The organism is Kineosporia mesophila, from assembly GCF_021129235.1.
Classification (GTDB): Bacteria; Actinomycetota; Actinomycetes; order Actinomycetales; family Kineosporiaceae; genus Kineosporia; species Kineosporia mesophila.
Window position 1 is genome coordinate 804,608 of record NZ_JAJOMA010000001.1, and the last position, 24,295, is coordinate 828,902.

A 24,295-nucleotide genomic window follows, 5' to 3' on the forward strand; every position below is an offset into this window, starting at 1 on the left:
ACTCGCCCGCCGCTCTGCCCCCGGGGATGTCGTGAAAATCAGACGCTGGCTCTCGTTCGGTGTGATCCCTGCTGTCGGCCTGGGGGTGATCCTCGCGACCCTGGCCGGTGTGGAGCCGGCCACCGCCGTCACCCCCCGGATCCCGTCCACCCAGTCCGGGATGCCGTGGGCCAGTGGCGCGTTCATGCCCGACTACGTGCCCTCCGCGCAGACGGAGTTCGGCCGGCAGCGCGGTGCCGGGTCGGACGTCGCCGTGGTGTACTCCGGCCGCACCGACTGGGAGTCTCTCAGTAACCCCGCGTGGCTGTACCGGACCTGGAAGGACGCCTCCCAGACGCTGGTCATCAGCAGCGCTCCGTTCCCGGAGGGTCCCGGCTACTCGCTGGCCGCCTGCGCCGCCGGCCGCTACGACACCTACTGGAACGCGTTCGGGCAGAACGCCGCCGACTCGGGCATGTCCCAGCGCACGGTGATCCGGCTGGCCTGGGAGTTCAACGGCACCTGGGTGGACTGGGCGGCGTACAGGCCGCAGACCTTCGTGAAGTGCTGGCGCCGTATCTTCACCGCCGCCGAGGCGAAGGCCCCGAAGCTGCGCTGGGACTGGACGGTCAACCGGGGGGTCGGCGACGCCCTCAGCGACGCCACCAAGGCCTGGCCGGGCAAGAAGTACGTGGACTTCGTCGGCATCGACACCTACGACGGGTACCCGGCCGTCACCACCAAGGCGGGCTGGGACAAGCAGCTCAACGGTAACCAGGGGCTGAAGTACTGGGCGGCCTTCGCGCGGCGCAAGGGCAAGCGGCTGACCGTGCCGGAATGGGGCCTCTACCCGGGCTACGCCTGGAAGGGCCACGGCGGTGGTGACAATGCCAACTACATGAAGAAGATGTTCAGCTTCTTCCGGTCGCAGCAGGGCAACCTGGCCTACGAGGGGTACTTCAACGACACCGACCCGGCCCACGCGGGCGCGCTGAGCCTCAACCCCAAGGCCAGGGCCGAGTACCGCCGGCAGGTTCGGTCGGCGATCCGCCTGGCCCGGGGCGCTTCGTAGCGCAAGGCATTCGCAGTGCATTGTGCACTCGTAGCCTGGGGTTGAAAAGTGCTAGCGGACAGTGATGTTCGCCGCTGGAAGAACTTCTCCACAGAACCGGCACTGCGGTCCCAAGTTGTCGGTGGGTGCGCCTACTCTCATCTCCACCTACAGATCGTTTGGTGAGGGAGCGGCAAGGGTGGAGCTCATCCAGGCGCGGGCGCTCGCAGTCGGGCTCATGAGGCGTCACGGGCTGTCCGACTGGCGCCTCGTCTTCGACAACGCCAAGACCAGGGCCGGCATCTGCCGGGCCGAGCCCCGGGAGATCGGGCTCAGCCGGGTGCTGGCGCAACTGCACAGCCGGGCCGAGGTCACCGAGACGGTACTGCACGAGATCGCGCACGCACTGGTCGGCCCGGCCCACGGGCACGACGAGATCTGGCAGGCCCAGGCCCGGGCCATCGGGTGCTCGGGCACCCGCTGCCTGCCGCAGGACGCGCCCCGGCCCCCGGGGCCGTGGCGGGGTACCTGCCCGCGCGGTCACTCGATCACCCGGCACCGGCAGCCCGTGCGGGTGCAGTCGTGCGGGGAGTGCTCCCGGGCCTTCGACCCCTCGTCCCTGCTCGACTGGATGCGCAACGGTGAGGTCGTGCCGATGCACCCCAGTTACGTGGCCGAGCGGCGCTGGGTGGTGCAGCGGGTGCGCCCGGGCCGGCCGGAGCCCGCGGTCGCCGCCCGGGGTGCCGTCCCGGAACCGGCCGTCACCGGCCGCGACGCGGCACTCTTCCCGATCGGCACCCGGGTCCGGCTGATCTGCCCGGGCAAGTACGCGGGCACCACCGGCAAGGTGGTCCGGATCGGCCGCACCCGCTATCACGTGCAGGTCCGGCGCCAGCTCCTCACAGTGCCGTTCTCGCAGGTGGAGCGCTATTAGAAGGGCGCCACGGTCCGGTAGCTGACGAGGTCGGCGCTGCCGCCCAGCTCGTTCGTCGGACGGGCGAGCAGGTCGTGCACGCCGTCCTCGTCCACCGGTCGCGACCAGTAGTAGCCCTGGCCGATCGGGCAGCGCACCTGACGCAGCCAGGCGGCCTGTTCGGCCACCTCCACCCCCTCGGCCACGGTGGAGAGGTTCATGGTGTGGCTCATCGCGATGATCGCCTCGGTGACGCTGGCGCCCTGGGCGTCCGAGGCCACCCGGTCGATGAACGACTTGTCCACCTTGAGCACGTCGATGGGTAGCTCGGTCAGGTAGGCCAGCGAGCTGTAGCCGGTTCCGAAGTCGTCGACGGCGACCCGCACGCCCCGTGAGCGCAGGTGCGAGAGCCGCGGGATGACGTCCTCAAGATCGTGCAGCACCACACTTTCGGTGATCTCCAGGGTGAGCCGGTCGGCGGGCAGGCCGGACTCGGTCAGGGCCCGGTCGACCTGCTCGACGAAGTCGGAGCGCACCAGTTGCTGGGCGGAGATGTTCACCGCCATGCTCGGCCGGCGCCAGTCACCCTGCAGGGCGGCCGCGAACCGGCAGGCCTGGAAGAGCACCCAGGTGTTCAGCTGCACGACCAGGCCGGTCTCCTCGGCCATCGGCACGAAGGCGGCGGGGGAGAGCAGGCCCCGCACCGGGTGCTGCCAGCGCACCAGGGCCTCGAAGCCGACGATCTTGCCGGTCTCCAGCTCGACGGTGGGCTGGTAGTGCAGCACCAGCTCGTTGCCGAAGATCGCCCGTTGCAGGTCGGCGCGCAGTTCCAGCCGGTCCAGGGCCTCGGCGTGCAGCCGGGAGTCGTAGGCCGCGACGGTGCTCTTGCCGCGGTCCTTGGCCGAGTACATCGCCACATCGGCGTTGCGCAGGGCCTCCTCGCTGCTGATCTCGCCGGGGACGGCCTCGGCCAGGCCCACGCTCGCGGTCACCGGCATCCGGGCGTCGTCGATGACGATCGGCTCGGCGATCAGGTCGACCAGCTGCTGGGCCCGCGCTTCGGCCTCGGAGAGGGTGGACGACTCCAGGAGCACCGCGAACTCATCTCCTCCCAGCCGGGCCGCGGTGTCGCCCGCCCGGGTCGCCCCGCGGATGCGCCGGCCGATCACCTCGAGCACCTTGTCGCCGGTGCCGTGCCCGAGCCGGTCGTTGATGTTCTTGAAGTCGTCCAGATCGATGAACAGCACGACCAGCGACCGGGTCGGGCCGGGCCGCCGCACCAGCGCGTGGGAGAGCCGGTCGGCGAACAGCTGGCGGTTGGCCAGGCCGGTCAGCGAATCGTGAAAGGCCTGGTGGGTGAGGCGTTCCTCGAGGGCGTGCCGTTCGGTGACGTCGCGGAAGGTGAGCACGAACCCGCCCACGACCTCCTCGTGCAGCAGGTTCGCCAGCATGCCCTCGATCACCAGCAGCCGGCCGTCGGCGTGGCGCATCCAGAGCTTCACCGCCGCGTCCTCGCCCGCCCGCAGGGTGGCCAGGAGGTGCACGAGACGGTTGACGTCCTCCGGCTGGAGCAGGGCGGCCAGGCGGGTGTTGATCAGTTGCTCAGCCGGCACCCCGAGCACCGCCTTGGCCGAGGGGCTGACGTAACTGGTGCGGGTGTCCAGGTCGAACACCGTCACCACGTCGGTACCGTTCTGCACCAGGGCCAGCAGCCGTTGCTCGCCGGCGGTGACCGCCTCCCGCTCGGTGACGGCCTGCTGCAGGGCCCGGTGCCGTTGCACCAGTCGCCGGAACCAGGCGAACCAGCCGATCGAGACGATGATCAGCAGTGACGCGTAGATCATCCGGGCCTGCCGGTCCAGGGCCTGGTGCCGGTCGGTCAGGGTCCGGCCGAGGACCCGGGCCTGGTCGGAGAGCGTGACCAGGCGTTGCGGGTCGGCCGGGGAGGCGGCCAGGGCGTCGGCGGCCTCGCGCGGGCCGGCCAGGTCCTCCCGGCTGACGCCCGCCCCGGCCAGGCCGTCCAGGGCACGGAAAGTGCGGGGCAGGAGCCCGGCGCCGTCCTGCGAGAGGGCGATCGTGTCGGTGACCTGCTGCTCCATCCGGGCCTGCAGGAGTTCCTGTCGCTGCACCGGCTCGGTGCGCCGGTAGACGCCGACCAGCAGGGCGAACTCGGCCACCACCAGGGCGATCGTGAAGAGGGACGTGATCGTGACGCGGATCGGTGAATCGGCGTTCGTCCTCATTCCCTGCTCCTCCCCGTCGAGCCGTCATCGGCGCCGGCGGGGAGGGGCTTGAGGGGGCTTAACCCGAGACCACGGTCCAGGTGCCGCCCGCGGTGGTGACCACGTCGCCCGGGCGCAGCTTGCGGCCGCGCCGGATCTCCGGCTCACCGTTCACGTCCACATCACCCGCGGCGATCATCAGTTTGGCGTCACCGCCGCTGCCGATCGCCCCGGCAAGCTTGAGGAAGGTCCCCAGGGGGATGTACTCGTCATTGATCTCGACTTCTGGCACAGGGTCATGATGCAGGTCGTCGGGTTGTCGTCCCAAAACTCGTCATCCCAGAATGGAGGGGTGGATCCCCGGCCGGCCTTCGTACTGCACGACCACCGCGTCCCCCGCCCGCACTTCGACCTGAGGCTGGAGCAGGACGGGGTGCTGAGGTCGTGGGCCGTCCCGCGAGGGCTGCCGGACTCGCCCGCACACAACCGTCTGGCCGTGCAGGTACCCGACCACGACCTCGGCCACCTCACCTACACCGACGAGAACAAGTTCATCGCCGACATCGGGTGGTGGGAGGAGATCGACCGCACCGGGAAGCGTTTCGTGTTCGTGCTGCACGGTCGTTCCGGAGCCGTGCGCTACGCCCTGATCCGTACCGATACCGACTGGCTGCTGCATCGTACGAAGGAGCAACCTCGAGTCGCGGGAGACCTTCCGGCGGGCCACGGTGTGGCCATGTCGCAGCTCGAGGTGGGGGACAAGGTCTCCTGGAACACTCCGCAGGGCGCCACGCACGGTGTGGTGAAAGACGTGAAGACCAAGGATTTCCAGCTGGCGAAGCAGAAGTTCACGGCCACTGAGGACGAGCCGATGTTCGTCGTCGAGAGTGACAAGAGCGGTCACCGCGCGGCTCATCGGGCGGAGGCCCTGCACCGGCGATCGTGATCTAGATTGGGGTCCGTGGCCACGACCCCGCGTACTCCTCAGCCCGCCCCGATCCGGCAGCTCGGTGACCCGGTGCTACGGACCAAGGCCGATCCGGTCACGATGTTCGACGCGTCGCTGGCCCAGACGGTCGAGCTGATGTTCGCGAGTATGTACGAGGCTCGTGGGGTGGGACTGGCGGCCAATCAGATCGGGCTCTCGCACGCGCTTTTCGTCATGGACTGCGAGGGGGTGGTGGCTGTCGTGGCCAATCCGCGCCTCACCGGGCTCTCCGAGGAGACCGAGACGGCCCCCGAGGGCTGCCTCTCCGTCGCCGGGCACAGCTTCCCGGCCGCCCGCGCGGTGCTCGCCACCGTCGTGGGGCAGGACGAGACCGGTGCGCCGATCGAGATCACCGGTGAGGGCGAGGTCGCGCGCTGCCTGCAGCACGAGACCGACCACCTGAACGGCAAGGTCTATCTCGACCGGCTGTCGGGCGAGGTGCGCAAGCGGGCTCGCGCCGAGGTCGAGACGGTGAATTGAGGACGAGGCTCAGCACGGGTCCCTCCGGTCACCCACCGCTTCGGGGCCCCTGGGGACCGGAGTCTCCCGGACGTCCTTCATCGGGATCGGCCACAGGGGGATCAGCGATCCCTGGCTGATCTCTGGCAGCCCTGCCGAACGGGGCTGATGATGGACGACGTGGATCGTGATGCTCTGGCCGACTTCCTGCGCCGTCGCCGGGAGGCCCTGCAACCGGCGGACGTCGGTCTGCCCGCCGGGGCCCGCCGCCGGGCGCACGGGTTGCGGCGCGAGGAGGTGGCCGCGCTCGCGCTGATGTCGACCGACTACTACGCCCGGCTCGAGCAGCGCCGCGGACCGCAGCCCTCGGAGCAGATGATCGCGTCGATCGCCCGGGCGCTGCGCCTGACCCTGGACGAGCGGGACCACCTGTTCCGGATCACCGGGCACAACGCGCCCACCCGGGTGGTGCGCTCCGACCACGTGGCCCCCGGTCTGATGCGGGTGTACGACCGGCTGGACGACACCCCGGCCATGATCGTGTCCGACCTGGGCGAGACCCTGGTGCAGAACCGGCTGGCCACCGCACTGATCGGTGACCAGGTGGCGTACGCCGGCAGCGCTCGCTCGGCCGTTTACCGGTGGTTCACCGACCCCGCCGAGCGGCGGCGCTATCCGGAACGGGATCACGAGTACCAGAGCCGGATTCAGGTCGCGGCCCTGCGGGCGGTCGCCGGGCTGTCGCGCGACCGGCGGGCCGCCGACCTGGTGAGCGCGCTGTCGGCCGTCAGTGATGAGTTCGTGGAGATCTGGGAACGGCACGAGGTCGGGGTGCGGGAGACCGATCACAAGACGATCGTGCATCCGGAACTCGGCGGCATCGAGGTGGACTGCCAGAAACTCTTCACCGACAACCGGGCCCAGATGTTGCTGGTGTTCACGGCCCAACCGGGTTCCGAGGGTTACGAGAAGTTGCAGTTGATGAGCGTGCTCGGAAATCAGCAGTTCGTTTCTTGAAGCTTTTTATTCTTCCGGGTACGGAGGCCGGCGATACCGCTAGGAGAGATTCGCCGGCCTCCGGTTCAGCGGGGACTGCTCTGCGGATGAAGCGGATGAAGAGCTGGACAGCTAGATATCGAACTCGCCGTCTCTCGCTCCGCCGACGAACGCTTCCCATTCGGCCCGGGTGAAGGCGAACGGGGCGACCGCGGGGTTCTTGCTGTCGCGCAGGAGAATCTGCCCCGTGCTGGGCAGCAGGTTCGTAGCCACCTCGACACACGCGTTGCCGTTACCGCTGCGGCGGCTCTTGAACCATTCAGGAGTGAGGTTCTCCGTCAATTTCGAGTCCTTCCAGGAAGGTTGCGATGAGCATTCGACTCGCGCCTGGATCCAGCGAACTTTTCATGACATCTGACCAGACCAGTTGGTAACTTTCCACCTCTGCGGATTTGGTCAGATACATGGCACCAGTCAGCAGGTCAGAGTACGCCATTGGTGGTTCCAGCGGCTCGCCCGAGATCGGGTCGCGCGGGAAATGCAACAAAATGAAACCGCCACTGGCAACACCTCCATGCATTCCTGCGGACCAGGGAACGACGCGTAGTTCCACGTTCAGGCGCTGCGTGACGTCGAGCAGGTGCCGGAGCTGTTCACGGGCAATGCCGGACCCCATCCCCAGTAGCCGGTGCAGCACCGCCTCGCCCATCGCCACTTCCAGGCGAGGGGCCATCGGGCGGGTGAGCAGCGACTGCCGTTCCAGGCGGGCCTGGACGCGGCGCGCCGCCTCATCCTCGCCGACGAACCCGGCCGGGACCTGCATGACGCGCTCGGCGTACGACTTGGTCTGCAACAGGCCGGGAACCAGTTCCTGCTCGTAGTACTGGATCGTGGCCGCCGAGTCTTCCAGCGAGACGTACATGGCGAACCATGGCGGCAGTGACGTCTCGGTGTAGTCGTGCCACCAGGATTTGCGCGGACCGAGGCGGGTCTCGGCGGTGAGGGCCATGAGGACCTCGCGATCGGTCTCCGGGGCCCGGTACTGATCCAGCATGTGCCGCACCTGCACATCCCGGAACTTCACGCCGTCCGTGCCGTTCTCCATTCGGATGAGCGTGGATTTACTCAGTTCTACCCGTTCCGCAGCCTGGTCCTGTGTGAGGCCGGCCTGTATGCGGAGTCGTTCGAACTGGCGGCCGATATGGCGGCGGAGCAAGGCGATTCCGATGGTCCCGGCAGGTTCAGGCATGGTGCTCGACCTTTCCATCTGATTCATCTTGTCAGGCAATTGAACACCATCTACTGGTGAGTTTGATTAGCCGGTAGTGATTTGCCGCAAGTTTTTCAGCAAACGGCTTCTGATAGTTGTCAATTCGGTGGCGAAGGAGTTAGATGCCGTCATCTCAAGAAGCCTGGGAGCTGGGGCCCCGATCGGATCAGGGTCCGTGGAGCTGTGAGAGAGGCCTGGTGGTGGAGAATTCAGGGGATTCTGATCCTGATGTGAAGGCTGGGGCTGGATTGGCGTCCGGGGTTCGTTCTTCCGGGGTTCGTGATCTTCCGCTCCAGTCGGCGCGTTCTCGTTCTTACAATACGAATCTGGTTGTCTCTGAGCAGGTCCCGAGAATTCTGGATCCGTGGCCCGGCGCTGCGTCGGTCGACGGCACCGGAGAATGGGTCGGGCGGTTCCGGATCGACCTGGTGAACGGCCGGGGCTGGCCCGCCCCACCGGCCGAGGTCGAGGTCCGGCGTGAAAGCGTGCACCTGAGGCACGAACTGGTCGAGGTGGCCACCATGCCGAGGCGGTCGTTCGCCGGCTGGCTGGGGGCTTCGGGGGCGGTTCCGCTCAAGGCCGATCACGTTGTCTGGTCCGTGCAGCTGGGAGCGCTCGTCCTGGCCATCGGGGACACCTGCTACCGGCTCACGGACGAGTCCTGGCGGCAGGTCGTGCTGTTGGTCTGAACCGGCCGCCCGGATGCCTCCGGTGGTTGCTGTTCCAGGTGACTGCTGTGCCAGCTGAGTGCGGTCTCAGGTGAGTGCGGTGGGCTGGCGAGTGCGGTGGCTGCGATGGATGGTGCGTGCGGTGGCCGTACTGCTCTGGCCACCTGGTCTGGCCACCTGGTCTGGCCACCTGGTCTGGCCACCTGCTCTGGCCGGCTGGTCTGACCGCTTGCTCTGACTGATTGCTCTGGGCTCGCTCGTACTGACTGGCTGCCCTGTGGTCGATTCGCCGTCGCCGATCTCGACGGCGAGTCCCTTGAACGGCTCGGCCCTCGCCGACGCGTATCCCTCCACGCGTTGCCCCGTGCGGTGCTCCATCCGGGGCCGGCGGGGGCCGAGCCACGGTCAGTTCTCCCAGAGGTCCTGGGCCCGGGTCGCCGCCAGGTGCCGACGGGCCCGAGAGCAATTTTACTGATCAGATGTGCCCGAAAGGGAGGCTCGTTCTGTCTCGTTCGGCGCGCTGGATCTCCTCGGGCCGGTCGACGAGTTCTCGTGGGTCCGGCCGCTTGGTGCCCTGATCACCCAGGGCCCTGGTGGCCGGGCACTGAGCGCTGCTGGTGCTCGCGGCAAGTGCCCGCCGGGGACATCGGCTCAGTTCGTGAGCTCAGTTCGTGGCGAGCACCACAGGGAACACCGCGGTCGCCCCCGCCTGCCGGAGCTGGCGTGCGGCGACCGTCAAGGTCCACCCGGTGACAGTGCGGTCATCGATCAGCAGGACCGAGCGTCCGTCGATGCCGTCGTTCTCCAGGTTCAGCTGGTAACGGTCGGCCACGGCCTTGACCCGCTGTGCGGAGTTGGCCGCGCCCTCCCCGGGGGTGGACGCCGGATCCGGCACCAGGCTCGCGGCGACGGGTAGCCGCAGATACTTGGACAGGCCCTCGGCGAGGTGTCGCACGAGCTTCGGCCGCGACAGCGACTCGATCACGACGATGCACTCCGGCGCCTGGGGCAGCTCCCAGCTGTCGAGCACGGCCACGATCGCATGACGCAGGGGCACCGGCACCTCATCGTCAGGCGTTGCGGGATCGAAGAGCTCGCGCAGCTGGGCGCCCCACCCGAGGTCGGTCACCCCGGCGACGGCCCGGCCGGGCTCGGCCTGCTCCGCGGGGGCGATCCGGCCCTTCAACGGCACCCCGAGTTCGGCCATGCCATTCGGCCACTGCCGGCGCGCGTCCACAGTCACGCCCGGGCGGCTGAGAACCTCACCGGCGGTCTCCACGTCGGACCCCTGCACCTGAACGTCGAGCTGGACCCCGCCGCAACGATCGCAGCGGCCACAGGTACCGGCCGTGTCGTCGTCCAGAGTGCGCCGTAGGAACTGCATCCGGCACCCGCGGGTGCTGACGTAGTCGAGCATCGACTGCTCCTCGGCCCGACGGGTGGCCCGCACCCGCTCGTACCGGTCCTCGTCGTACTGCCACGGCTGCCCGGTGCTGACCCATCCACCGCGCACCCGCTGCACGGCGCCGTCCACATCGAGCACCTTCAGCATCATCTCCAGCCGGGACCGGCTCAGATCGACCTGGGTCTCCAGCAGCTGGGTGGACATCGCCCCGTCCCGCCCGGCCAGGGCGTCGAGGGTGACTCGCACCTGGTGCTCGGCCGGGAACGCCAGACCGGCGAAGTAGTTCCAGATGTCCCGGTCTTCCCGGCCCGGCAGCAGCACCACCGTGGCCTGGGACAGACCGCGCCCGGCGCGCCCGACCTGCTGGTAGTAGGCGATCGGCGAGGGTGGCGCGCCCAGGTGGATGACGAACCCCAGGTCCGGCTTGTCGAAGCCCATGCCCAGCGCCGAGGTGGCCACCAGTGCCTTGACCCGGTTGCCCAGCAGATCGGTCTCCGCGGTGCGGCGCTGCGCCTCTTCCGTCTGCCCGGAGTAGGCCGCGACCTCGTACCCGGCTGCCCGCAGGTGCTCGGCGACCTGTTCGGTGGCGGCGACCGTGAGGCAGTAGATGATGCCCGACCCGGGCAGGGACTTCAGGTTCTCCGCGAGCCAGGCCAGGCGTTGCGCCGGTGACGGCAGCTCGACCACCGCCAGGTGCAGGGAGTCGCGGTCGAGCGTGCCCCGCAACACCAGCACATCGTCCAGTGTCGACGTACCCGTGACCGACAACTGCTCCGCGACGTCGGCCGTGACCCGCTCGTTCGCCGTCGCCGTCGTGGCCAGGACCGGAACCCCGGCCGGAAGCTCGGCGAGCAGCGTGCGGATGCGCCGGTAGTCCGGCCGGAAGTCGTGGCCCCAGTCGGAGACGCAGTGGGCTTCGTCGATCACGACGAGGCCGGTGGCCGCCGTCAGTCGGGGCAGCGCCTTCTCCCGGAAGTCAGGGTTGTTCAGCCGCTCCGGGGAGACGAGCAGGACGTCCACCTCTCCGGCATCGATCGACCGGTACACCTCGGCCCACTCGTCCAGGTTGGAGGAGTTGACCGTGACGGCCCGGATACCGGCCCGCTCGGCAGCCGCGATCTGGTTGCGCATGAGCGCCAGCAGCGGCGAGATGATGATGGTCGGCCCAGATCCGGCGGCCCGCAGCAGGGCAGTGGCCACGAAGTACACCGCCGACTTACCCCAGCCGGTCCGCTGCACCACGAGGGCACGACGCCGGTCGACCACCAGCGCCTCGATCGCTGCCCACTGGTCGTCGTGCAGCCGCGCCTGCGGCGAACCGACCAGGTTGCGCAGCGACTCCTCCGCACGGGCGCGGACCTCGGGGTTGCGGGTGGCCGTAGGTGTCGTCGTCACGGGCAGGAGCCTGTCACGAGGGTCCGACAGTTTCCGAACTCCGCGCTCCGCCTGTGGATGAACCGCCGGTCGTACCGGCTGTGGACCGTACGACCGGCGCGCCGCTCAAGCGCCCTGGCGACACGACCGATCCCCTTGATGTGAGTCCTGCCTCCCTCGCTCCCAAAGCCGGCGACGCCACCAGTCTCGGCCTTCCGCGTCTCTGCCTCGGCTTCGCCGTCATCCACGCCGTCAGCGCCGTGCTCGGCCTGGTCATGGAGGTCGAGTACCGCGGGGCCCTGATCGCCGTCGACGGGGCCGCAGCGGTGATCTTCCTGCTGATCGGGTTCATGGCCTCGACCCGGCGCCTGCCCGGCTGGCGGCGCGAGACCGCGGCGGCGATCGTCCCGATCCTCGCTGCGACGGCCGCCTGTGCCCGCGCCGGCCTGATTGAGCAGTACTGGCCATCGGCCGAGCTGATCCTCGCCGCGGCCGCCGCCTGCGTGGTCAGCGCCCGCAACTGGTTCTGGTCGGTCCTGGCCGCCTGCGGGGCACTCTGGGTGGGCTGTGTGATCACCCCCGTCGTCCGCGGTGGTTTCACCACCGACGACGCCGCCCGCTGGATGAACATGCTGCTGCTCATCGTCGCCGCCGGAGCCCTGGCCACGGCGGTACGCGGCGCCCGCACCAGCGCCGCCATGGCCCTGGTCGACGCGCACCGTCAGGTGATGGAGCAGTCGGTGAAGGACCCGCTGACCGGCGTGGCCAACCGCAAGGGCCTCGAACTGGTCGCCCGGCCGATGATCGACCTGGCCCGTCGTCAGGGTCACGCCGTGCACGCGCTGGTCGTGGACGTCGACACCCTGCGCGGGATCAACGAGGAGCACGGCATCAAGGACGGCGACGCGGTCCTGGTCGCCGTGGCGGAGGCCCTGCTGGCCGCCACCCGGGCCACCGACGTGGTTGCGCGATGGGGCGGCGACGAGTTCGTCATGATCGGCCCGGGCACCGGCACGTCCCCCCTGGAGATGGAACGCCGGATCCGCTCGCACCTCGCCGAGAAGGTGAAACTGCCGCGCGAGGTCTGGCAGGGCCGGGTCAGCGCCGGCATCGCCACGCTGGTGCCCTGGGACGCCGACGAACTCGAGGGCCTGCTCGAGCGCGCCATCCAGGACCTCTCGCTGCGCCGGTCGCTGAAGCGCCGGGCCGCCGCCCGGCTCAAGGAGGAGGACGACGAACCCGCCAACGTCCCCTCGCCCGATCTCCGCGAGAGCACACCGCCGGCCGATCCCGAAGCCTGAGCAAGATCCGAAGCCTGAGCCCGATCCGGAGCTTGAGCCCGATCCGGAGCTTGAGCCCGATCCGGAGCTTGAGCCGGAGCCGGAGCCTGAGCCCGACGGTGCCCCAGGGACCGCCCATCCGCGCTAGCCTCGGCGCTCATGGCCGGTCCTGTCGCCGTCGTCACCGATTCCACCGCCTATCTGCCGGCCGCCGTGTCGGCCGACCTGGGCGTCACTGTGGTCCCCCTGCAGGTCGTCGTGGGCGGCATCTCCCGCCCCGAGAACACTGACTCGGGCACCGACATCACGTTCGACGCGCATGACGTGGTGGCGGCACTGCGGGCCAACAAGACGGTGACGACGTCCCGTCCGTCCCCGCAGGTCTTCGTCGACACCTACCGCCGCCTACAGGCCCGGGGATTCTCCGCCGTCGTGTCGGTACATCTGTCCGGTGACATCTCCGGCACGGTCGAGGCCGCCCGCCTGGCCGCCTCCGAGGTGAAGGGCGACGGATTCACCGTAGAGGTCGTCGACTCCCGCTCCCTCGGCATGGGCCTGGGATTCGGTGTCCAGGCCGCCGTCACGGCCGTCACCGCCGGAGCCGCCGTGGACGAGGTCGCCCGGGCCGCCGCCCGCCGCTCGCTCAACAGCTCCATCTACATCTACGTCGACACCCTGGAGTTCCTTCGCCGGGGTGGCCGGATCGGTGCCGCCACCGCCTGGGTGGGTTCGGCGCTGACCATCAAACCGGTTCTCGCGCTCGCCGACGGACGACTCGAGCCCCTCGAGCGCGTCCGCACCACTCAGCGGGCCCTCACCCGGCTGGTCGAGCTGTCGGTCGCCGAGGCCACCGGGGAGGGGGCCACCACGCGCATCGCCGTGCATCACCTGTCCGCCCCGGAACGGGCGGACGAGGTCGCCGGCCGTCTGCGCGAACATCTGCCCGCGATCGGCGAGATCCCGGTCACCGAGGTCGGCCCGGTCATCGGTGCGCACGTCGGGCCGGGGGCCGTCGGCGTGGTCGTGGCCCGGGACCTGGATCCTCTCGGCGACTGACTTTCCACAGCCCGGCACGACGACCGGGTTGTCCACAGGCAGGTCATCGGACCGGTGATCCGGAGATCCGTAGCCTAGCTTCGGGGTATGCGCACCGATCCTGATGAACCCCCGCGGCTGAAGCGGATTCTCGAGGAGTCGTGGCACCAGGCCGAGCGCGGCCAGGCACCTGGCCACGGGCCCTGGCCCGGCGACTGGTCCGGCGGCGGCGCCGACGACGAACTGCCCCACGAACCGCCCCACGACTCGCTGCGGGAGAGCCTGTTGCGAGAAGGCTTGGTGCGAGGTCGGATCCGTGGTGGTTCCCGGTGGGATGTGCCGGTACGGGCGGCGGTCGCCGCGGCGGTGCTGGCGTTCGTCGTGGTGGTGGCCACGGGCGTCCTGCTGGTGCGGGGAAGTGGGGACGAGGGGGTAGCCATCGGTGAATCGCAGCCTTTGGTCAGTGTTTCCGTTGCACCGACCCCGAATGAGGACGTGTCTGCTCGCGTCGATCGTTCCCCGGCGCCGAGCGCTGTGGGAGCGGGCGGGGCTGTGCCGTCCCGGGTTCATGTGGTCGGTCAGGTGCGGCACCCCGGGGTGGTGTCGCTGGGTGCGGACGCCCGGGTCCAGGATGCGATCGAGGCGGCCGGGGGAGCGGCGGGGCAGGCCGATCTGAACCGAATCAACCTGGCGCGCAAGGTGGTTGACGGAGAACGCATCCTGGTGCCGAAGCCCGGGCAGAAGGTGCCGGACGAGGTGTCGGTGCCGCCGGTGTCCGGGGCCGCGCCGTCGGGTGGTGGGGCGCCCGGTACGCCGGTGGATCTCAACACCGCCACGGTCGGCGAGCTCGATGCCCTGCCGGGGGTCGGTCCGGTACTGGCCGGGCGAATCGTCGAGTGGCGTCAGGCCAACGGCCGGTTCACCACGGTCGACGACCTGAACGAGGTCTCGGGCATCGGTGACAGCACGATGGAGAAGCTGCGCCCCATGGTCCGGGTATGAGCCGGCTGCGCGCGGCGACCCGGATCTGGCTGGGTACGGGTGGAGCCCGGCGAACCGCTCCCGGTGAGGGGGTAAAGGCCGCACCGGCGAAGCGACGCACACCGCGCCCGGCTCCTGACCTGAGACTGCTGCCGGGAGCCGCGGCCGCGTGGCTGCTGACCTGGGGTGCCCTGGTGCTTCCGGCCCGGACGGTGCTGATCCTGGGTGGAGTGCTCTCGGCGCTTCTGGTGGCCGGGCTGAGCGGGGCGGCGATTCATCTACGCCACGCCTCAGCATCACGGCGGTCGATGAGGACGGGTGCTGGTGATGTCTGGCCCGGTCCGGGGAACGGTCGGGGCGGGGCCGGTTCCCTCTGGTCTCGTCTTGATCGGGTGACTGCTCGGGCCGTCGCCTCCGCAGATCTGCGGGCGGGGCGACGCCGGGGTCGGCGCGTGGCAGATCCTCTCCGGAACAATAGATCTCATTGGCGAGCACCCGGACGGGGCCGGGCCCGGACGCCATTGACGACCTGGGTCGCGGGCCTGCTGCTCGTGCTCGCCCTGGTCGCCCCGGTCACGGCGGTCACCGGGCTGCGTCTGCTGCACCGGGAGCACGATCCGCTCACCGCGGTGGCCGCCCGGGGGATGACGATCACGTTCGAGGGCAGGGTGTCCGGTGATCCGAAGCGGTTGTCGGCCACGTCGTTCGGGAGTGGGCCGTTGTATCTCGTCCGGTTGGGGATCAGGCGGGTCGCGGCCAGGCAGCGCACCGTGGCGAGCTCGGCCCAGCTGGTGGTGTTCGGTACCGGCGGATGGGGAGATCTGGTGGCCGGGCAGGAGGTCCGGGCCTCGGGCCGGGTCCGGCCGGCCGATCCGGGCCAGGCCGAGGTCGCGGTCACGTTCGCTCGGAGCGGGCCGGTGATCAGGTATCCGGGCTCGTGGCCCTGGCGGTTCGCCGAGCATCTGCGGGAAGGGCTGAGGGAGGCCTGTTCCGGGCTGCCGGACGATGCCAGAGGGCTACTGCCGGCCCTGGTGGTGGGCGACACCTCCGGCCTCGATCCGGATCTCGAGGCCGATCTTCAGGCGGGCGGGCTGACCCACCTCACAGCTGTCAGCGGCAGCAACGTAGCGATCCTGGGCGCCGTCACGTTCGTGCTCATCGGTGCGCTGAGAGGGGGCAGGCGGGTACAGGCGGCCGGAACGGTGCTCGTGATAGTGGGTTTCGTGGTGCTGGCCCGACCCGAACCGAGCGTGCTGAGAGCAGCGGTGATGGGCGTGCTGGCCCTGGCGGGCGCGCTGATGGCGCGGCGCGGGGCCGGAGTGCCGATGCTGGCGGCGACGGTGGTGATCCTTCTCGGTGTCGATCCCTGGCTGGCAAGGAGTTTCGGGTTCGCCCTGTCGGTCCTGGCCACGGCGGGACTCCTGCTGCTGGTGCCGATCTGGCTGTACCGCTTACGGCGCTGGCCGACGGCACCGGTGCTCTCGCTCTGCGTGCCGGTGGCCGCGCAGGTGGTGACGGCTCCGGTCACCGTTCTGCTCGACCCGGTCGTGAGTCTGGTCTCGGTCCCGGCGAATCTGCTGGTGGACGCCGCCGTCGCTCCGGCCACGGTCGCGGGCGTCGTGGCCGCCGCGCTCTCGCCCGTCTGGCCCGGCGGTGCGTCCGCCGTGGCCTGGGTGGGTGGTCTGGCCACGGAGTGGATCGCGGCGGTCGCACACCGGGCCGCCGACGTTCCCGCCGGGTCCCTGCCCTGGCCCGACGGTCTCGGCGGGGCCGTTCTGCTCGCGGCCCTGAGCCTCCTGGTCATCAGCCTGCTCATGCGCGGGGCCTGGCGTACGGCAGCCCTGCTGCCCCTCGTGCTGGGGGCGTGCCTGGTGCTGCCGCGCTGGATCCCGGTGCTCCCGGGCAGCGGCCCACCCACCGACTGGACCGTGGTGCAGTGCGATGTCGGTCAGGGCTCGGCCACGGCGATCCGCAGTGGCCCCGACCGCGCGGTGCTCGTCGACGCCGGCCCCGACCCGGCCCTGGCCGACCGCTGTCTCCGGCGTATCGGTGTGCACCACCTGGACCTGGTCCTCGTCACACACTTCCACGCGGACCACGCCGAGGGCCTGGAAGGGGCACTCGACGGACGGGGCGACCCACCGGTCTACGTCAGCCCCGTCGCCCTGCCCCCGGCCCAGGCCCGGGACGTCACCCACCTGTCCCCGGGCGGGCGGACGATCCCCGTCACGACCGAGGTCACCGGCACCGCCGGTACCGGTGCCTGGCGGGTGAGCTGGCGCCTGATCCCGCCACCGGCGTCCGCCATTCGTGCGGGTCTGGCCGCAACGTCCGAACCCGAGGGAGAAAAGATCAACAACGTCAGCGTGGTCCTGCTCGCCCAGGTACGCGGACTGCGGGTCGCCGCACTGGGAGATGCCGAGCCGGAAGCGCAGCGAGCCCTGCTGCGCACGCTCTCGGCCGTGCCCGGCGTCGTGACTGGGGGCGTGCCTGGGACAGCGTCTGGGGCCGCGCCCGGGACAGTGTCCGGGGGCGTGCGCGTGACAGCGTCTGGGGATGGTCGACCAGGTCATGGCCGCCAACCCGGAACTGTGTCTGGGGATGTGGCCGGAACCGTGCCTGGGGATGTGGCCGGAACCGTGCGTGGGGATGTGGCCGGAACCGTGCCTGGGGATGTGGCCGGAACCGTGCCTGGGGATGTGGCCGGAACCGTGGCGGGGAGCGGGCCTGGGTTCGTGCACGATGCCGTACCGGGAGTCGTTCCTGGAGTCGTGCATGGAAGTGTGCCGGCCACCGTTCCTGATCGGATGCTCGGGAGCGGTGGCGTCGATGTCGTCGTGCTCTCGCACCACGGCTCCGCGAATCAGGAGGAGCGGCTGTACCGCTTCCTGCACCCACGGGTCGTGCTGATCGGGGTGGGCGCGGACAACGACTACGGGCACCCGGCCCCGAAGGCGCTCGCGATGCTCCGGCGGATCGGGGCAGCGGCCTTCCGCACAGACACCCAGGGGCAGATCGCGGTGACCGGCGGTCCCGGCGATCTTCGGGTGGTGACCGCCGGATGAGTACGGGGCGAGGTCTGGATGAGACCAGCCCGGTCCCTGCCGGGAGAGGCTTTAGGGTGATGGCGTGGCTGCAGCAGGAGCGGGGTCCCGATCGCGGAGCGGGTCGAAGTCGACGAGCAAGGCGAACAACCCGATCGTCACGCCCGACGCGGTCCGGCCGGCGCCGGTGCTCCTGGTCGTCGGGTCGGAGAGTGTCTTCGCCGACCGTGCGGTCTCCAACGTGCTGGCGGCGGCGCGGGCGGCCGACCCGGAGACCGAGGTCGAGCGGATGGAGGCGGCCGGATACCTGGCCGGCATGCTCTCGGTCGCGACCAGCCCGTCGCTGTTCGGCGGTGGCAAGGTGGTGGTGCTGGAGAACGTCGAGCAGGCCAACGAGGCACTGGTCACCGATGTCACGGGCTACCTGAAGGATCCGTCGCAGGAGGCCTGCGTCGTGATCCGGCACTCCGGTGTGCTGCGGGCCCGTCCGTTGCTGGAGGCTGCCCGGGCGATCAATGCCCCCGAGGTGCAGTGTCAGCCGATCACGCGGGACGACGAGAAGGTCGAGTTCGCGACGAACGAGTTCCGTCGCGGCGACCGCAAGATCACGGCGGCCGCGGTGCGGGCCCTGGTCGATGCCGTCGGCAACGATCTGCGGGAGCTCGCCGCCTCCTGCTCCCAGCTGATGAACGACGATGAGACCGCCCGCATCGACGTCGACTCGGTCGAGCGTTACTTCGGCGGCCGGGTCGAGGTCACGGGCTTCAAGGTCGCGGACGCCGCCGTCGCCGGCCACGCCGAGGAGGCCCTGGTGCTGCTGCGGCACGCCCTGGCCACCGGCGCCGACCCGGTCCCCCTGGTCGCCGCCGTCGCGATGAAGGTGCGGGGCCTGGCCAAGGTGTCCGCTGCGGGCCGGGGATCGTCCGCGTCCATGGCCAAGTCACTGGGCATGGCCCCCTGGCAGATCGACCGCGCCCGCCGCGAACTCAACGGCTGGGACGAGTCCGGACTCGCCACCGCCGTCATGGCCCTCGCCGAGGCCGACGCCGGGGTCAAGGGTGGCGGCCGCGACCCGGTCTACGCAGTGGAGCGCCTGGTGCTGACGGTGGCCCAAAGCCGCCGGTAGCCGCGGGCCCGGGACGGTGGGCATTCGTAGCGGCGGATGCGCAAGAAGTGCACGCGATCTCCCGCTGACGGACCGGCAAGGGTCAGTGGGGAAGATCTGTGCGGGCACGGCGCACGGGATGACCCCGATCTTGATCGACCCGGTGGTCGTTCCCCGGTTGTGCCGATGCACTCAAGAAGAGGAGCTGTTCGTGCTCGGCGGTGCCCCGGACACGGCGCCCGGCATGATCCCGGTCCGGGCCGGCTCGGCGGCCGTGAAGGCCGGCCGCGTCCCCCGTTCGTGCTCATGCGCTCGGGGAGGGAACGATCCGGCTCAGCCGGCCACCTGCTCTGCCACAGCCACCCGCTGAGGCGGGGGGACGTCCATCATTGGTCGCCCGCAAACGCACGAGACCCCGGCCACCCACGAAGGGGGCCGGGGTCTCGTTGCGCGAAGGTCAGGCGCTCAGCTTGGAGACGGCCTGGGCCAGGGCCGACTTGCGGTTGGCAGCCTGGTTCTTGTGGATGACACCCTTGCTCGCGGCCTTGTCCAGCTGCTTGGAGGCAACGGCCAGGGCGGCGGTCGCGGCGGTGACGTCACCGGCGGTCACAGCCTCGCGGGTCTTACGGACGACCGTGCGGAGCTGGCTGTTCACGGCCTTGTTACGCAGACGGCGCTTCTCGTTCGTGAGGTTGCGCTTGATCTGGGACTTGATGTTTGCCACTGCATCTTCTTTCGGGATTGTCTAAGTCTGTTCAGCGGTCTGTAGGCACACCGGCAGTGCAATCGCTCGAACCGGCTGGCTGCCGGTGGACGTCCATGCACAGACCTCCAACGTTACCAGCGATCCGCCGACTCCCCTGACCAGCCGCCCGTGAGCGGGTGATGCTGGGAAAGAGCTCGGGACATGGGACGATGGAGAGTCCGAGCAGTCCGACGAGCCAGACGATCGAGGTAGCGCAGCAGTGTCTCCGATGGCCCATACGGCGCCCGAGCCGTCCGCCACCGCTCCGGAACTGATCCGGAACTTCAGCATCATCGCCCACATCGACCACGGTAAGTCGACGCTGGCCGACCGGATGCTGCAGCTGACCGGTGTGGTTGACCAGCGGCAGATGCGCGCGCAGTACCTCGACCGGATGGATATCGAGCGTGAGCGCGGCATCACCATCAAGTCCCAGGCCGTTCGCATGCCGTGGGAGGAAGACGGCGTCACCTACGCGCTGAACATGATCGATACGCCGGGTCACGTCGACTTCACCTACGAGGTGTCCCGGTCGCTGGCCGCCTGCGAGGGTGCGGTGCTGCTGGTCGACGCCGCGCAGGGCATCGAGGCGCAGACGCTGGCAAACCTCTACCTGGCGATGGAGAACGAACTCACCATCGTCCCGGTGCTGAACAAGATCGACCTGCCCGCCGCGCAGCCGGAGAAGTACGCCGAGGAACTGGCGAAGCTGATCGGCTGCGAGCCGGAAGACTGCCTGAAGGTGTCCGGCAAGACCGGCATGGGTGTGCCGGAGCTGCTGGCGCAGATCGTCAAGCAGGTCCCGGCCCCGGTCGGCGACCCGAACGCACCCGCCCGCGCGATGATCTTCGACTCGGTCTACGACACCTACCGCGGTGTCGTGACCTACGTCCGGGTCATCGACGGCATGCTGCACCCGCGCGAGCGCATCACCCTGATGTCGACGAAGACCCAGCACGAGCTGCTGGAGATCGGCGTCAGCTCACCGGAGCCGGTCCCGACCAAGGGCCTGGGCGTCGGCGAGGTGGGTTACCTGATCACCGGTGTGAAGGATGTTCGCCAGTCCAAGGTCGGCGACACGGTCACGAACTACGCCAAGCCGGCCACCGATGCGCTCGAGGGCTACCGCGAGCCGCTGCCGATGGTCTTCTCCGGCCTGTTCCCGATCGACGGCTCCGACTACGGTCCGCTGCGGGAGGCGCTCGACAAGCTGAAGCTGAGCGACGCCGCGCTGGTCTACGAGCCGGAGTCGTCCGTGGCCCTGGGCTTCGGGTTCCGCTGCGGCTTCCTCGGCCTGCTGCACCTGGAGATCGTCCGCGAGCGGCTGGAGCGCGAGTTCGGGCTGGACCTGATCTCGACCGCGCCGAGCGTGGTCTACGAGGTGACCCTGGACGACAAGTCGCAGGTCACGGTGACCAACCCGTCCGAGTTCCCGGGCGGCAAGATCAGCGAGGTCCGCGAGCCGATCGTGCGGGCGACCATGCTGGCGCCGTCCGAGTACATCGGCGCGATCATGGAGCTCTGCCAGGAGCGCCGCGGTTCGCTGCTGGGAATGGACTACCTGTCCGAAGACCGGGTGGAGATGCGGTACATGCTGCCGCTCGCCGAGATCGTCTTCGACTTCTTCGACCAGCTCAAGTCGCGCACCAAGGGCTACGCCTCCCTCGACTACAACCCCGATGGCGACCAGGTGGCCAACCTGGTCAAGGTCGACATCCTGCTGCAGGGCGAGCCGGTCGACGCGTTCAGCACGATCGTGCACGCCGACAAGGCCTACACGTACGGCGTGATGATGACCGGCAAGCTGCGCAAGCTGATCCCGCGTCAGCAGTTCGAGGTGCCGATCCAGGCCGCGATCGGGGCCCGCATCATCGCCCGCGAGAACATCAGTGCCATCCGGAAGGATGTGCTGGCCAAGTGCTACGGCGGTGACATCAGCCGGAAGCGCAAGTTGCTGGAACGTCAGAAGGAGGGCAAGAAGCGGATGAAGATGGTGGGCCGGGTCGAGGTTCCGCAGGAAGCCTTCATCGCGGCGCTGTCCAGCGACGACGGTTCCGCGGGCGAGCGGAAGAAATAGGGGTGGGTCCGACGGCGTCCGCGTCGCCGGATGTCTCTCATGAACCAGGCAATGGTGGACGTCCTCCCGCCCGGCAGGGTCAGTGCGGTTTCCGTCGTGCACGAGTTGCTGCCCGTTCCCTGGAGCAGGCGAGTCCAGGGAACGGCCATCGACAAGCGGCCGGTGACCCGGCCGGTCGAGATCGGGCCGCTCGGCCTGGCCGGTGACACCCAGATCGACCGGAAATACCACGGCGGTCAGGGCAAGGCGGTGTACGCGTACGCCGACGAGGACGCGGACTGGTGGGGCGCCGAGCTGGGCCGGGAGATCACACCCGGCCTGTTCGGTGAGAACCTGCGCCTGTCCGGGATCGACGTGACGGGCGCGCAGATCGGTGAGCGCTGGGCGATCGGGCCGCAGGTGGTGGTCGAGGTGACGATGCCCCGCACCCCCTGCCGCACATTCGCCGAGCGGATGCAGGAGAGGAGCTGGGTGCGCCGGTTCACCCAGGTCAACCGGCCCGGCGCCTACCTGAAAGTGCTGCAGAGCGGCCAGGTCAGTGCGGGGGACGAGGTCCGCGTGACGTTCCGTCCCGGTCACGGGGTGACGGTCGGCGACTTCCTGCCCGGCACCGACGCCGCGACCATGCGCCGGCTGATCGACGCGTTCGCGGCGCTGGGGCTGGAACTCGACCCGGACATCCGGCACATCGCCGAAAAAGCAATTCGCAGAGGCTGAATATCATGGCTGGTCCACCTCCTGACGGCGATCCCGCTCCCGCCGACGGCTCCCTTCCCGCCTCGGCGGCGATCGGGTCGGCCGGGCGTGCCTTCGGCGTCTATCTGCATGTCCCGTTCTGCGCGGTGCGCTGCGGGTACTGCGATTTCAACACCTACACGGCGAAAGAGCTGGGTGGCGGTGCGAGTCAGGCGGCCTACGCTGGGACGGCCGTTCAGGAGCTGGCTTTCGCGGCCTCAGTGCTGTCCCGGGCCGGAGTGGCGGAGCGTCCGGTGTCGACGATCTTCATCGGGGGCGGCACTCCCACGCTGCTGCCGGCGAGCGACCTCGCCCGGCTGATCGGCGGGGTGCGCGACAACTTCGGCCTGAAACCCGGTGCCGAGGTCACGGTCGAGGCCAATCCCGACTCGGTGACGCCGGAATCGCTCGCGGCGCTGGCGGCCGGTGGGGTGACGCGCGTGTCGTTCGGCATGCAGTCGCAGGTGCGTCACGTGCTGGCCGTGCTCGACCGAACGCATGACCCGAAACGCATTCCGGACGTGGTGAAGTGGGCTCGCGACGTGGGGATGTCGGTGAGCCTGGACCTGATCTACGGCACGCCGGGGGAGAGCCTGGCCGACTGGCGCTCCAGTCTGGAGGCCGCGCTGGCCTGCGAGCCCGACCATCTCTCCGCCTACGCCCTGGTGGTGGAGGACGGTACGAAGCTCGCCGCCCGGGTGCGCCGTGGTGAGGTGATCGCGCCCGATGACGACGACGAGGCCGACAAGTACGAGCTGGCTGACGATCTCATCTCGGCCGCCGGGCTGGCCTGGTACGAGGTGAGCAACTGGGCGCGCACGCCCGACGACGCCTGTCAGCACAACCTGGCCTACTGGCGGGGGGACGACTGGTGGGGTGTCGGGCCCGGCGCCCACTCCCACGTCGGTGGGGTGCGCTGGTGGAACGTGCGTCACCCCAGCGCCTACGCGACGCGGATCGACGCCGGGGAGAGCCCGGCCCAGGGGCGTGAGGTGCTCGACGGCCAGGCGCGGCAGCTGGAAGAGGTGCTGCTGCGCTCCCGTTTGCGTGCGGGGCTTCCGCTGAAAGAGGCCGGTCTGCACGGTGATCCGGCCGTGCTGCTGGCCGGCGTGCTCGCCGACGGGCTGGTCGAGCCGGAGCCGGCGGCGGCCGGGACCGTGGTGCTCACGCGGCGCGGGCGACTGCTGGCCGACGCCGTGGTGCGGGCCCTGCTTCCCTGACCGATACCGAATGAAGGACGAGGCGGGCACCCGGGGTGCCCGCCTCGTCCTCAATGGGTGGTCAGTGCAGGAATTTACGGGAGACCGGGTAGCTGAACTGATCGCCCCGCCAGGCCGACGCCGCGGCGATCAGCGAGAAGATCGCCGAGAAACCCCACACCAGCAGGGTGAAGCCGCTCAGGACCGGCAGCAGATCGATGATGTAGGCCACGAAATAGGCGGCGAGCACGCAGATCTGGAAGTTGATCGCCTCGGTCGACTGCTCCTTGATGTACCGGCTGCGGTCTTTGTACATCGAGTAGATCACGATGCCCGGCAGCAGCGGCAGGAACGGGACGAAGGCCAGCAGGCCACCCAGGTGCGCGGCGGCCGCCCACTGGTTGGTCTCCTTCGGGGACAGCGGCCCGCCCTGCTGGTTCGGCGGCGGGGTGTTGTAACCGCCCGGGTTCTGGCCGGTGTTCCACGGGGGCTGGTTCGGGGGTGCGCCGTACTGGCCCGGCTGGGTGTACTGGCTCTGCTGGCCGTACTGGCCCGGCTGGGAAGAGTTCTGGGTGTAATGACCCTGGCCGTACTGGCCCGGCTGGCCCTGGCCGTACTGACCTTGCCCGTACTCCTGCGGGGCGTTGTGCCCCGGCTGGCCGTACTGATTCGTCTGCCCGTACGGGGGAGCCTGGCCGGGTTGGCTGTACTGACCGGGTTGGCCGTACTGCGGGGGCTGCTCGGAGGCGCCGGGCTGGTTGTACTGACC

Annotated in this window: 21 protein-coding genes and 1 pseudogene; 15 read left to right on the forward strand and 7 right to left on the reverse strand. The window is 69.6% G+C overall.

Annotated elements, in window-relative coordinates:
• Positions 1-31 precede the first annotated feature (31 nt).
• Together LR393_RS36135 and LR393_RS02915 are read left to right on the forward strand one after the other, a co-directional pair.
• On the forward strand, positions 32-1,051 hold the full coding sequence (locus LR393_RS36135; RefSeq protein ID WP_231481396.1) for a glycoside hydrolase family 26 protein: 1,020 nt from the start codon (positions 32-34) through the stop codon (positions 1,049-1,051).
• 178 nt (positions 1,052-1,229) lie between these two features.
• Positions 1,230-1,964, forward strand: a complete 735-nt coding sequence (locus tag LR393_RS02915) for a SprT-like domain-containing protein (RefSeq protein ID WP_231481397.1) — start codon at positions 1,230-1,232, stop codon at positions 1,962-1,964.
• On the opposite strand, the gene LR393_RS02920 is transcribed toward LR393_RS02915, so the two are convergent.
• Together LR393_RS02920 and LR393_RS02925 are read right to left on the reverse strand one after the other, a co-directional pair.
• A complete protein-coding gene (locus tag LR393_RS02920) occupies positions 1,961-4,186 on the reverse strand; it encodes a putative bifunctional diguanylate cyclase/phosphodiesterase (RefSeq protein WP_231481398.1) in 2,226 nt (741 codons plus the stop codon). The two genes, LR393_RS02915 and LR393_RS02920, sit on opposite strands and share 4 nt — an antisense overlap.
• Positions 4,187-4,244: 58 nt before the next feature.
• Positions 4,245-4,457, reverse strand: a complete 213-nt coding sequence (locus LR393_RS02925; RefSeq protein WP_231481399.1) for an RNA-binding S4 domain-containing protein — start codon at positions 4,455-4,457, stop codon at positions 4,245-4,247.
• A 9-nt stretch (positions 4,458-4,466) separates the two neighbouring features.
• On the opposite strand from LR393_RS02925, the pseudogene LR393_RS36895 reads away from it, so the two are divergent.
• The 4 genes and pseudogenes from LR393_RS36895 to LR393_RS02940 form a co-directional block, all read left to right on the forward strand.
• Positions 4,467-4,862 (forward strand): annotated as a pseudogene (locus LR393_RS36895) (DNA polymerase ligase N-terminal domain-containing protein); the annotation flags it as partial.
• Positions 4,863-4,901: 39 nt separating this feature from the next.
• Positions 4,902-5,111: a hypervirulence associated TUDOR domain-containing protein gene (locus tag LR393_RS36900; RefSeq protein WP_345718795.1), complete on the forward strand. Its 210-nt coding sequence runs from the start codon at positions 4,902-4,904 to the stop codon at positions 5,109-5,111.
• A gap of 15 nt (positions 5,112-5,126) precedes the next feature.
• On the forward strand, positions 5,127-5,633 hold the full coding sequence (def, locus tag LR393_RS02935; protein ID WP_231481401.1) for a peptide deformylase: 507 nt from the start codon (positions 5,127-5,129) through the stop codon (positions 5,631-5,633).
• A gap of 159 nt (positions 5,634-5,792) precedes the next feature.
• On the forward strand, positions 5,793-6,629 hold the full coding sequence (locus LR393_RS02940; protein ID WP_345718781.1) for a helix-turn-helix transcriptional regulator: 837 nt from the start codon (positions 5,793-5,795) through the stop codon (positions 6,627-6,629).
• Positions 6,630-6,740: 111 nt separating this feature from the next.
• Here the strand turns inward: LR393_RS02940 and LR393_RS02945 are convergent, their stop codons facing one another.
• Positions 6,741-6,950 carry a DUF397 domain-containing protein gene (locus tag LR393_RS02945; protein WP_231481402.1) on the reverse strand — a complete coding sequence of 70 codons (210 nt, stop codon included), beginning with the start codon at positions 6,948-6,950 and terminating at the stop codon, positions 6,741-6,743.
• Positions 6,928-7,857, reverse strand: a complete 930-nt coding sequence (locus LR393_RS02950) for a helix-turn-helix domain-containing protein (RefSeq protein WP_231481403.1) — start codon at positions 7,855-7,857, stop codon at positions 6,928-6,930. The genes LR393_RS02945 and LR393_RS02950 overlap by 23 nt, the downstream gene beginning before the upstream one ends.
• 449 nt (positions 7,858-8,306) lie before the next feature.
• Here LR393_RS02950 and LR393_RS02955 point away from each other — a divergent pair, with 449 nt between their 5' ends.
• On the forward strand, positions 8,307-8,567 hold the full coding sequence (locus LR393_RS02955) for a hypothetical protein (protein ID WP_231481404.1): 261 nt from the start codon (positions 8,307-8,309) through the stop codon (positions 8,565-8,567).
• Between the two features lie 643 nt (positions 8,568-9,210).
• Here LR393_RS02955 and LR393_RS02960 read toward each other — a convergent pair.
• The gene (locus tag LR393_RS02960) at positions 9,211-11,346 is read right to left on the reverse strand and encodes a RecQ family ATP-dependent DNA helicase (RefSeq protein WP_231481405.1); all 2,136 of its coding nucleotides are present in this window, start codon (positions 11,344-11,346) and stop codon (positions 9,211-9,213) included.
• A 140-nt stretch (positions 11,347-11,486) separates the two neighbouring features.
• Between LR393_RS02960 and LR393_RS36140 the strand changes: the two genes are divergently transcribed.
• The 5 genes from LR393_RS36140 (at position 11,487) to holA (ending at position 18,791) form a co-directional block, all read left to right on the forward strand.
• Positions 11,487-12,626 carry a GGDEF domain-containing protein gene (locus tag LR393_RS36140; RefSeq protein ID WP_231481406.1) on the forward strand — a complete coding sequence of 380 codons (1,140 nt, stop codon included), beginning with the start codon at positions 11,487-11,489 and terminating at the stop codon, positions 12,624-12,626.
• A 138-nt stretch (positions 12,627-12,764) separates the two neighbouring features.
• Positions 12,765-13,661: a DegV family protein gene (locus LR393_RS02970; RefSeq protein WP_231481407.1), complete on the forward strand. Its 897-nt coding sequence runs from the start codon at positions 12,765-12,767 to the stop codon at positions 13,659-13,661.
• Positions 13,662-13,748: 87 nt separating this feature from the next.
• On the forward strand, positions 13,749-14,642 hold the full coding sequence (locus tag LR393_RS02975) for a ComEA family DNA-binding protein (RefSeq protein ID WP_231481408.1): 894 nt from the start codon (positions 13,749-13,751) through the stop codon (positions 14,640-14,642).
• Between the two features lie 500 nt (positions 14,643-15,142).
• Positions 15,143-17,686, forward strand: a complete 2,544-nt coding sequence (locus tag LR393_RS02980) for a ComEC/Rec2 family competence protein (RefSeq protein ID WP_231481409.1) — start codon at positions 15,143-15,145, stop codon at positions 17,684-17,686.
• A 64-nt stretch (positions 17,687-17,750) separates the two neighbouring features.
• On the forward strand, positions 17,751-18,791 hold the full coding sequence (gene holA / locus LR393_RS02985) for a DNA polymerase III subunit delta (RefSeq protein ID WP_231481410.1): 1,041 nt from the start codon (positions 17,751-17,753) through the stop codon (positions 18,789-18,791).
• Positions 18,792-19,227: 436 nt separating this feature from the next.
• Here holA and rpsT read toward each other — a convergent pair whose 3' ends face one another.
• The gene (rpsT, locus tag LR393_RS02990; protein ID WP_231481411.1) at positions 19,228-19,494 is read right to left on the reverse strand and encodes a 30S ribosomal protein S20; all 267 of its coding nucleotides are present in this window, start codon (positions 19,492-19,494) and stop codon (positions 19,228-19,230) included.
• 250 nt (positions 19,495-19,744) lie between these two features.
• Between rpsT and lepA the strand changes: the two genes are divergently transcribed.
• From lepA to hemW, 3 genes are read left to right on the forward strand one after another with little or no spacing between them, the layout of a single operon-like run.
• Positions 19,745-21,592 (forward strand): translation elongation factor 4, encoded by a 1,848-nt coding sequence (gene lepA, locus LR393_RS02995; protein WP_231481412.1) that lies wholly within the window; start codon positions 19,745-19,747, stop codon positions 21,590-21,592.
• Between the two features lie 39 nt (positions 21,593-21,631).
• On the forward strand, positions 21,632-22,309 hold the full coding sequence (locus tag LR393_RS03000; protein WP_231481413.1) for an MOSC domain-containing protein: 678 nt from the start codon (positions 21,632-21,634) through the stop codon (positions 22,307-22,309).
• A gap of 5 nt (positions 22,310-22,314) precedes the next feature.
• Positions 22,315-23,547 carry a radical SAM family heme chaperone HemW gene (gene hemW, locus LR393_RS03005; protein ID WP_231481414.1) on the forward strand — a complete coding sequence of 411 codons (1,233 nt, stop codon included), beginning with the start codon at positions 22,315-22,317 and terminating at the stop codon, positions 23,545-23,547.
• A gap of 61 nt (positions 23,548-23,608) precedes the next feature.
• On the opposite strand, the gene LR393_RS34925 is transcribed toward hemW, so the two are convergent.
• Positions 23,609-24,295 (reverse strand): DUF4870 domain-containing protein (locus LR393_RS34925; protein ID WP_269326478.1); only part of this gene is annotated, 687 nt, incomplete at its 5' end.